The organism is Micromonospora sp. ABR4_055 (genome assembly GCF_056160425.1).
The window spans coordinates 1-10,281 of the sequence record NZ_JBSWXD010000201.1 but is presented as its reverse complement, the minus strand read 5'-3'; the positions used below and the strand labels follow the sequence as shown (position 1 = coordinate 10,281).

At 69.0% G+C, this 10,281-nt stretch carries 6 protein-coding genes; all 6 read left to right on the top strand.

Features of this window, described 5'->3' with window-relative positions; translation table 11 throughout:
- The first annotated feature begins 331 nt into the window (after positions 1 to 331).
- On the top strand, positions 332 to 1,510 hold the full coding sequence (locus ACXAHD_RS29265) for an ROK family protein (RefSeq protein WP_281550954.1): 1,179 nt from the start codon (positions 332 to 334) through the stop codon (positions 1,508 to 1,510).
- A 74-nt stretch (positions 1,511 to 1,584) separates the two neighbouring features.
- The gene (locus ACXAHD_RS29260; protein WP_475054654.1) at positions 1,585 to 3,093 is read left to right on the top strand and encodes a sugar ABC transporter ATP-binding protein; all 1,509 of its coding nucleotides are present in this window, start codon (positions 1,585 to 1,587) and stop codon (positions 3,091 to 3,093) included.
- A gap of 55 nt (positions 3,094 to 3,148) precedes the next feature.
- Positions 3,149 to 4,228, top strand: a complete 1,080-nt coding sequence (locus tag ACXAHD_RS29255) for an ABC transporter permease (RefSeq protein WP_123602930.1) — start codon at positions 3,149 to 3,151, stop codon at positions 4,226 to 4,228.
- Positions 4,229 to 4,335: 107 nt separating this feature from the next.
- Entirely contained in the window at positions 4,336 to 5,427 is a 1,092-nt protein-coding gene (locus tag ACXAHD_RS29250) for a substrate-binding domain-containing protein (RefSeq protein WP_281550953.1), read from the top strand.
- A 54-nt stretch (positions 5,428 to 5,481) separates the two neighbouring features.
- Positions 5,482 to 6,669 (top strand): Gfo/Idh/MocA family protein, encoded by a 1,188-nt coding sequence (locus ACXAHD_RS29245; protein ID WP_475054651.1) that lies wholly within the window; start codon positions 5,482 to 5,484, stop codon positions 6,667 to 6,669.
- 294 nt (positions 6,670 to 6,963) lie between these two features.
- On the top strand, positions 6,964 to 10,218 hold the full coding sequence (locus tag ACXAHD_RS29240; RefSeq protein WP_281550951.1) for a ThuA domain-containing protein: 3,255 nt from the start codon (positions 6,964 to 6,966) through the stop codon (positions 10,216 to 10,218).
- Positions 10,219 to 10,281: the final 63 nt, after the last annotated feature.

Here is a 10,281-nt window from a genome sequence, read left to right as displayed (position 1 = left end):
CTCCCCCCCCCCCTCCCCCCCCCCCCCCCTCCCCTTCCTCCCTCTGCCTCCCCCCCCCCCCCCCCCCCCCCCCCCCCCCCCCGGTTCCGCGTGTCCGGGTTCCGCACTCGTTGAGCGGGGGCCGATCCGTCGATCCCTCGTGCCCTGAACCAGATACATCGGGCCAGGTCAACCCCGGTTCGAGCACGTTTCACCAACTTCTGTCACGATCAGAAAAAGTTTTGCTTCAGCAGACCGAAACTCTGGACACGAGACTGAGAAGACTCTTAGTGTTTCGGTCACGACACGCCGAGGTCGCCTCGGTGTTAACTCACGGTCGGAGGTGGACCCCATGCGTACGGCGGATCCTCTGCACCTCCAGCTGCTGCGACTGTTGCGGGACAGTGGACCGGTCTCTCGGGCCGAGCTCGCAGACCAGCTGGAGATTCCCCGCCCTCGCCTGCTGTCCGAGTTGGAGCGGCTGGTCGCCTCCGGCTTCGTGACCGAAGCAGGGATGGCCGCCTCACGGGGCGGCCGCCGCTCGACCCTGGTCGAGCTCAACCCGGACCTGCGGTTCGCCGCGATCGACCTGGGCGCCAGCTCGGTCGACGTGGAGATCACCAACGGCCGGCTGGAGCCGGTGGCCGCGTACACCGAACCCGCCGACATCCGGCAGGGGCCGAAGGTCATCCTGCACCGGATCAACGAGCTGCTCGCCAAGGCCCGGGTCGAAGGGGTGCACGAGCGCCTCGACGGTATCGGCATCGGGGTGCCCGGGCCGGTCAGCTACCGCGACGGAGTGCCGGTCTCCCCGCCGATCATGCCGGGCTGGGACCGGTTCCCGGTCCGTGAACTGCTCGCCCGGGAGCACGGCTGCCCGGCGGTGGTGGACAACGACGTGAACATCATGGCCATCGGGGAACGGCACGGCGGCGTGGCCCACTCGGTCGACGACTTCCTGTTCGTCAAGCTCGGCACCGGCGTCGGCTGCGGCATCTACCTCGCGGGCCAGGTCTACCGGGGGATCGACGGCTGCGCCGGCGACATCGGCCACATCCAGGTCGACTCGCACGGTCCGATGTGCTCCTGCGGCAACGCCGGATGCCTGGAGGCGCTGTTCAGCGGTGCGGCGCTGGCCAAGGAGGCGGCCGCCGCCGCCCGGGCCGGCACCTCTCCGGCACTGGCCGAGCGGCTCACCCAGCGGGCCGAGCTCACCGCGCGCGACGTCGCCGAGTGCGCCATGGAAGGTGACGTCACCTGCATCCGGCTGATCCGCGACGGCGGCCGGCGGCTCGGCGGCGTCCTCGCCGGTCTGGTCAGCTTCGCCAACCCGTCGATGATCGTGATCGGCGGTGGTCTGGCCCACCTCGGGCACATCCTGCTGGCCGAGATCCGCAGCGTGGTCTACCGGCGGTCACTGCCGCTGGCCACCGGCAACCTGCCGGTCGTGCTGTCCGAGCTGGGTTCGCGGGCCGGCGTGACCGGCGCCTCCGTGCTGGCCAGCGACGTCGCCTTCGAGCAGGCGTCGTGAGCGCCCCCGAGGCCACCGGCGCCGCGCCGGTTGACGAGCCCGGCGGCACCCCGGCCGTGGCCGCCGGCGGCGACGTGGTGCTGCGGCTGACCGACGTCGTGAAGACCTTTCCCGGGGTACGCGCCCTGGACGGGGTGCAGCTCGAGGTGCGTGCCGGGGAGGTGCACTGCCTGCTCGGCCAGAACGGGGCCGGCAAGTCGACCCTGATCAAGGTGCTGGCCGGCGTGCACCGCCCCGACGCGGGGCGGGTCGAATGGCAGGGCCGACCGGTCCGGTTCGCCAATCCGCAGGCCGCGATGCGGGCCGGCATCGCCACCATCTACCAGGAACTCGACCTGGTCGACGACCTCTCCGTGGCGGAGAATGCCTTCCTCGGCCACGAGCCGCGGACCGCAGGCTTCGTCCGTCGGTCGGCGATGGCCCGGCGCACCCGCGACATCCTGGGCCGACTCGGCCACGCCGAGATCCGACCCCGCGGGCTGGTCCGATCGCTTCCGGCGGCCGGCAAGCAGGTGGTCAGCATGGCCCGGGCACTGTCCCACCAGGCCAAGCTGATCATCATGGACGAGCCGAGCGCGGTGCTCGCCCACGACGAGGTCGAGAACTTGTTCCGGATCATTCGCGAACTGACCGCTCAGGGCATCGCGGTCATCTACATCTCACACCGGCTGGAGGAGATCCGCGAGATCGGTGACCGGGTCACCGTACTCAAGGACGGCCGGACCACCGCGCAGAACCTGTCGGCGCAGACCACCCCGACCAAGGAACTGGTCAGCCGGATGACCGGCCGGTCCATCGAGTACGTGTTCCCACAGCGGGAGCCGAACCCACACGGGGAGCAGTTGCTGGAGGTGTCCCGGCTCAGCCGTGCGAGGGAGTTCAGCGACGTCTCACTGACCGTCGCGCGGGGGGAGATCGTCGGCATCGCCGGCCTGGTCGGTGCCGGTCGTTCGGAACTGCTGGAGACGATCTTCGGAGCCCGGACCGCCGACACCGGCAAGGTCACGATGGCCGGCAAACCGGTACGGGCCGGCAGCGTCGGTGCCGCGGTGCGGGCCGGCATGGGCATGGCACCGGAGGAACGCAAGAGCCAGGCACTACTGCTGGGCGAACCGATCTTCCGGAACATCACGTTGGCCACCTTCGGTCGCCTCGCCCGGGTCGGGTTCACCGACGCCGGCCGGGAGGTCAGCGCCGCTGAACGGGTGGCCGGCTCGCTGGAACTGCGTCCCCGGGGCGTGCACCGTCCGGTGCGCCAGCTCTCCGGCGGCAACCAGCAGAAGGTGGTGGTCGGCCGGTGGCTGCTCGGTGACACCCGGCTGCTGCTGCTCGACGAGCCGACCCGGGGCGTCGACGTCGGTGCCCGGGCCGAGCTGTACCAGGTGATCCACGACCTCGCCGCGCAGGGCGTGGGCGTCCTGCTGGTCTCCAGCGAGGTGCCGGAGGTACTGGGGCTGGCCGACCGGGTGCTGGTGATGCGGGAAGGACGCGTCGTCCACCAGGCCCCGGCCGGTGAGATCGATGAGGAGACCGTGCTCGACCTCGTCATGTCGGGGTCGGCGAAGGAAAGTGCCGCGGCGTGACCGGGCGACCCGACCAGTTGGCCAGCGGCCAGCCGGTAAACGAAGGAGTAGGACTGTGACCGCGGAAGAGGCCACGGCGACCGTACCCGGTAAGGAGAAGCCGGCAGCGCCGCCGGCGCACGGCGCGGACGAACCACCCCGGCAGAGCTGGTGGCGTTCCGACGCCAGCGAGTACGCCCGACGCAACCTGTGGCTGGTCGGCGTCCTCGTGATTCTGGTCATCATCGGCGCCGCCACCCGGCCCGACCTATACAGTGACCCGACCTGGGTCCGCAACAACATCTTCACCATCCTGCAGCAGGCCTCCGCGATCGGCGTGGTCACCGTCGGCATGACATTCGTGATCATCGCCGGCGGCATCGACCTGTCGGTCGGCGCGATCATGGCGCTGGCCGGGGTATGGGCCACCACGGTGGCGACCCAGAGTTTCGGCCCCGGCGGCATGATCTTCACCGCTGTCGTGGTCGGGATGTGCGTCGGACTGGTCAACGGAGTGCTGATCTCGTACGGCCGGCTGGTGCCGTTCATTGCCACCCTGGCGATGATGGTGGCCGCGCGAGGGCTGGCCGCGCTCATCTCCGGCAAGCAGACCCAGGTCTCCACCTCGTCGGTGATCAACGGGATGGCCACCCAACGGATCCTCGGAATCCCGCTGCTGGTGATCATCCTCGCCGCGGTGGTCGCCGCCGGCTGGGTGCTGCTCAACCGCACCACCTTCGGCCGACGCACCGTTGCGATCGGCGGCAACGCCGAAGCGGCCCGGCTCGCCGGCATCAACGTCCGGTGGCACACCCTACTCATCTACGGCCTGTCCGGGCTGTGCTGCGGTATCGGCGCGATCATGCTGACCGCGCAGGCCAACTCGGCCCAGGCCGCCATGGCCAACCTGTACGAGCTCGACGCGATCGCTGCGGCGATCATCGGCGGCACGCTGCTCACCGGCGGCCGCGGCACCATCATCGGCGCCCTGTTCGGGGTGCTGGTCTTCTCCACCATCACCAACCTGTTCGCCATCAACGGACTCTCCACCGAATCCCAGAACATGATCAAGGGCGGGATCATCGTGGTGGCCGTTCTCATCCAGCAGTTCCGGTTCAACTCCCTCAGTCAGCTCTTCAACCGAAGAACCGCCTGAGGCTCCACCTGACACACCCATCCACCGCCCGGTGGCCGTCGACTCCGACGGTCGCCAGGCCCCGCACACCCCGATAACTCCCCGCCATTGCGATCCAGGAGGTCGTCATGACCGCTTTCTCCCGTCGGACACTGTTCGGCGCGCGCGGCGCCGCCGCCAGTGACATGTCCCGCCGTCGGCTGCTCGCCGGTGGTGCCGCAGTAGGTGCCGGTGTACTGCTGAGCGCGTGCACCAGCAACGAGGCCGCCCCGACCAACACCCAGACGCAGGCCGCCAACCAGGGCAACCCCAACTCCGAGCCCGGTGAGACCGTCACCATCGGCTTCTCCGCCCCGGCGGCCGACCACGGCTGGCTCGCGGCGATCACCAACAACGCCCGGGCCCAGGCCGAGGCGTACTCGGACGTGGAGTTCCTCACCGTCGAGGCGGGCGCCGACGCCGCCGCTCAACGGGCCGCGCTGGACACGCTGATCTCGCAGAGCCCGGACGTCATCGTGATGCTGCCGCACGACGGAGCCGAGCTGACCGCGAGTGGCCTGCAGGCCATGGAGGCCGGCATCCCGGTGGTCAACCTGGACCGGGCGTTCACCCAGGCGCTCGCCTACCGCACCCAGATCAAGGGCGACAACTACGGCATGGGCGTGTCGGCGGGCAACTACATCGCCGCCCAGATGCAGGAGAAGGGCATCGCCAACCCGGTGATCGCCGAGATCGCCGGGATCGACGCGCTGGAGCTGACCCAGGAGCGGTCCGCCGGTTTCAAGGACGCCCTCGAGGTGCACGGCTTCACCGTCGCCAACCGGCGGGCGGCCGAGTTCACCGCCGACTCCGGCCAGCGCGAGGCGGCCAACCTGCTGCAGGCCCTGCCGGAGATCGACGCCATCTGGAACCACGACGACGACCAGGGCATCGGGGTACTGGCTGCGATCAGCCAGGCCAACCGGTCGGAGTTCATCATGGTCGGCGGTGCCGGTTCGCGGGCGGCGATGGAGGCGATCCAGGCCGACGACAGCGTGCTGAAGGCGACCGTCACCTACAGCCCGTCGATGGCCTCCTCGGCGATCTCGCTCGCCCGCCTGATCGCACAGGGCCGGGGCATGTCCGACCTGGTCGAGCTGCAGGTGCCCAAGGAGATCATCCTGGCCTCGGAGACCATCACCAAGGAGAACGCGAGCGAGTACCTGCCGCTCGGGTTCTGACCTGCAACGGGGAGGCTTACCTTGTCCGCTGAACACAACGAACTGCGGGTCGGCATGATCGGCTACGCGTTCATGGGCGCCGCGCACTCGCAGGCCTGGCGAACCGTGAACCGGGTCTACGACCTGCCGGCGTGGGTCCGGATGACCGCAGTGTGCGGCCGGGACGAGTCCAAGGTGGCCGAGGCCGCCGACCAACTCGGCTGGGAGTCGTACACCACCGACTGGCGGGCGCTGATCGCCCGGGACGACATCGACGTGGTCGACATCTGTACGCCGGGTGACAGCCACGCCGAGATCGCCATCGCGGCACTCGCCGCCGGCAAGCACGTGCTGTGCGAGAAGCCACTGGCCAACACGGTGGCCGAGGCGCAGCAAATGGCCGACGCGGCTCGGGTCGCCCGGGCCGGCGGCGTCCGGTCGATGTGCGGATTCAACTACCGGCGGGTGCCGGCGGTGACGTTGATGCGTCAACTCGTCGCCGACGGCCGGATCGGAACGATCCGGCACGTGCGGGCGGTGTACCTGCAGGACTGGATCCTCGATCCGGACTTCCCGTTGGTCTGGCGGTTGCAGAAGGACAAGGCGGGTTCCGGGGCGCTGGGTGACATCGGTGCGCACATCATCGACGCCACCCAGTTCGTCACGGGCCAACGGATCGCCCGGGTGAGCGGGCTGACCGAGACGTTCGTCAAGCGGCGGCCACTGCCAGCCGGTTCCAGCGGGCTTTCCGCTTCGGCCGGCGGCGGGTCCGCAGACGACGCCGAACCGGCCACCGGCGAGGTCACCGTCGACGACGCCGCGCTGTTCATGGCCCGGCTCGACGGCGGGGCGGTGGCCAGCTACGAGGCGACCCGCTTCGCCGCCGGACGCAAGAACGGGTTGCGGATCGAGATCAACGGCTCGCTCGGGTCGGTCGCGTTCGACTTCGAGCGGATGAACGAACTGGAGTTCTTCGACGCCACCCGGCCCGCGGCCGAGCAGGGCTTCACCCGCATCATCGTGACCGAACCGGAGCACCCGTACCTGTCTGCCTGGTGGCCGCCCGGCCACGGCATCGGGTACGAGCACTCCTTCACCCACCAGGCCCGTGACTTCGTCGCGGCGCTGGCGGCCGGAGACGATCCGACACCGTCCTTCGACGACGCACTCCAGGTCCAGCAGGCGCTGGCCGCGGTGGAGGAGTCGGCCGGGCTCGGCGAATGGGTCACCGTGGATCCGGCGAATACCACGGCACCGGCCTGATCGGCTCGACCTTCGTCGAGAGGTCTGGAAACCGAGACTCCTCGTCCCGTGGGCGAGGGTCGCCCGGCGCGGTTGCGCCCCGCGCCGGGTGATCCGCGGGTACGAGGACGGCTCGTCCGGCGTGACCGGATCGGGATTCCCCGGTCACGCCGGACGGCCAGCAGGGCGTACCAGAAGACTCTGGCGGACGTGGCACCGCGCCAGGGGTGAGGCACCAACCGTCACTGTCCGTCCACAACGGAATCAGTGCCCACGGTGAGGCATGAGCCTCCCGAACCCCCGGAGGAACGACTGATGAGTAGATCCGCCCGGCGATGGCTTGCCGTCGCCGCGGGTGCGGCACTCGCCGCACCCATGATCACCACCGCGCCAGCGGTAGCCCACGACGGCCACGAGCACCACGACGACTACCAGGTGCTGGTCTACACCCACAGCGAGGAGGCGGCCCAGCCGTCGACCGCCAAGGGTGTCAACGCCATCCGTACCCTCGGCAAGAACAACGGCTTCACTATCGACGTGTCCCGCAACGGGACCAGCTTCACCAGTGAGAACCTCGCCAACTACGCGGCAGTGGTGTTCATCAACAACACCGGTGACGTGCTCGACGACGCGCAGCAGGAAGCGTTCGAGGACTACATCAAGGCCGGTGGCGGGTACCTCGGCGTGCACCTCGCGGTGGACGCCGAGCCGGACTGGGCCTTCTACCGTGGCCTGGTAGGCACCACCTCGACCGGCACCACCGCCAACGGTGCCGGTGTCATCGACGTCGCTGACCGCTACCACCCGTCCACGGCGAAGATGCCCCGCGAAGTGATCGTCGAGGACGAGTACCTCAACTACACCGGCAACGTCCGGGGTGTGCAGCACGTGCTGGCCAGCGTCGACCCGACGTCGCTGGACGGCAGCAGCATGGGTGCCGACCACCCGATCTCCTGGTGCCAGGACTACCAGGGCGGCCGGTCCTGGTACACCGGTCTCGGCGCGTCGGCGGACACCTTCACCATCGGGGCGGTCCGCAAGCACCTGCTCGGTGGCATCGAATGGGCTGCGGGCATCGCCGAGGGCGACTGTGGCGCGACCGTCGAGTCGAACTACGAGCGGGTCGTGCTCAACGACCAGCCCGGTGAGCCGATGACACTCGCGGTGCTGCCCGACGGGCGGGTGCTGCACAACACCCGCGCCGGGGAGATCCGCCTGTACGACCCGGCGACCGGGGCCAGCCCGGTCATCAACAACCTCGACGTCTACCAGCACGACGAGGACGGCCTGCAGTCGGTGACCCTGGACCCCAACTTCGCGGAGAACAAGTGGGTCTACCTCTACTACGCGCCACCGCTGGACACTCCGGTGGACGACCCGGCCACCCCGGGGGTCAACGAGGGCGACGCACCGGCCAACAGTGACGACCCGAGCGTCTGGGAGCCGTTCAAGGGCTACAACCTGCTCTCCCGGGTCAAGTTCGTCGAAGAGCCGACCCCGCACCTGGACATGTCGACCGAGCAGGAAATCATCAAGGTTGACGTCGACCGCGGGGCGTGCTGCCACGTGGCCGGCGAGGTCAAGTTCGACGGTCGGGGCCTGCTCTACCTCGTCACCGGCGACGACACCAACGCCAGTGGCTCGGACGGCTACACCCCGATCAACCGGTCGGCCACTCGGGGTCCGGCCTATGATGCCGCGCGCTCCTCGGCCAACACCAACGATCTGCGGGGCAAGGTGCTGCGGATCCGCGTCAAGGACGACGGTAGCTACAGCATCCCGGCCGGCAACCTGTTCCGGGAGTCGCAGGACGTCGATGACAAGACCCGTCCGGAGATCTTCCTGATGGGCCTGCGCAACCCCTTCCGGTTCGACGTCGACGACCGTGGCTTCGTTTACATCGGTGACTACTCGCCGGACTCGCGCAACCCGGACCCGCAGCGGGGCCCGGAGGGCACCGGCCGGTGGTTCGCGACCAAGACCGCAGGTAACTACGGCTGGCCGTACTGCTACTCGCCGACCCTGCCGTACGTCGACTACGACTTCGAGACGGAGACCTCAGGCGAGCCGTTCAACTGCGCCGCACCGATCAACGACTCGCCGCGCAACACCGGTCTGAGTCTGCTGCCACCGGTGGAGCAGCCGCAGTTCTGGTACACCTTCAACGCCACCACCACCTGCCGGGACGCCTACCTGGTCGACCCGGCCGGCACCTGCGACTTCCAGTGGCCGGTGATCGGCACCGGTGGCGTCGGTCCGATGGGCGGCCCGATCTACAAGTACGACGATTCGCTGGAGTCGGAGTACAAGCTGCCGGCGTACTACCACGACACGGTGTTCTTCGGCGAGTTCAGCCGGGACCGGATGTTCAACATGCGGACCAACGGCAGCGGCAAGTTCTTCGGTGTCGAGGCGTTCCTACCCGGCTTCACCTTCGACAACCCGATGGACATGGAGATCGGCCCGGACGGCACCCTGTACGTGCTGGACTACGGTGACGGCTTCTTCCGGGCCAACCCGGATGCCTCGCTGTACCAGATCCGGTACGTCAAGGGCACCCGCGGTCCGGTCGCCGAGCTCGACGTCAGCCCGACGTCCGGGCAGGCGCCGCTGAACGTGCAGTTCTCCAGTGAGGGTTCGTTCAGCCCCGAGGTCGGCGAGACGATCAGCATCGCCTGGGACTTCGACGGAGACGGCACCACCGACTCCACCGAGGCCAACCCGTCGTTCACCTACACCAGCAACGGCGTCTACTACGCCCAGCTGACGGTGACCGACTCCACGGGTAAGCAGGCGACGCTCAGCCGTACCATCACGGTCGGTAACACCGCTCCGACGGTCGAGGTCACCCTCCCGGTGTCCGGTTCCTTCTTCAACTGGGGCGACACGGTGCCGTACGCGGTGACCGTCACCGACCCCGAGGACGGCACCATCGACTGTGACCGGGTGGAGGTCACCTTCGTCCTCGGCCACGACGAGCACGGTCACCCGCAGACCAGCACCACCGGCTGCACCGGTACCTTGCCGACCCCGGCCGACGGTGCCGACCACGCTGGTAGCTACCTGTTCGGCGGCATCAGCGCCCGCTACACCGACCTGGGCGGCGGCGGCCAGCCGGCGCTGACCACAGTCGGCCAGGCCACTATCCAGGTCTACCAGCAGCAGGCCGAGTACGCCCAGATCAAGCAGGGCGTCGAAACCTCCAACACCACCGACACCGGCGGCGGCCTGCACGTGTCCAGCATCGACGGCGACGACTACATCGCCTTCGATCCGATCAACCTCGACGGGATCGAGTCGCTGACCCTGCGGCACAGCCGAGGCTCCTCGTCGACCGTGGGTGACCCTCGGGCGATCGTCGAGGTGCGGGTCGACGCGCCGGACGGACCGTTGGTGGCCAGCACCACGCTGAACGCCACCTCCGGATCGCGTGACTGGACCAGTCACGACGTCGCGATCGACCACCCGGCCGGGACACACCAGCTCTACCTGGTGTTCCGGACGGTGGACGGTGGTCCCGACAGCAACCTGGTCTACCTCAACTGGGTGCAGTTCAACCCGGCGAGCTGAACCGGGCTAGGGGGGGGGGGGGGGGGGGGGGGAGGTGTAAGAGACAGGGAGGGTAAGTGGGAG

Bases quoted from the DNA above. Each gene is read 5' to 3' on its own strand.
- ACXAHD_RS29250 (WP_281550953.1), top strand. From the start codon at position 4,336: ATGACCGCTTTCTCCCGTCGGACACTGTTCGGCGCGCGCGGCGCCGCC.
- ACXAHD_RS29240 (WP_281550951.1), top strand. From the start codon at position 6,964: ATGAGTAGATCCGCCCGGCGATGGCTTGCCGTCGCCGCGGGTGCGGCA.
- ACXAHD_RS29245 (WP_475054651.1), top strand. From the start codon at position 5,482: ATGATCGGCTACGCGTTCATGGGCGCCGCGCACTCGCAGGCCTGGCGA.
- ACXAHD_RS29265 (WP_281550954.1), top strand. From the start codon at position 332: ATGCGTACGGCGGATCCTCTGCACCTCCAGCTGCTGCGACTGTTGCGG.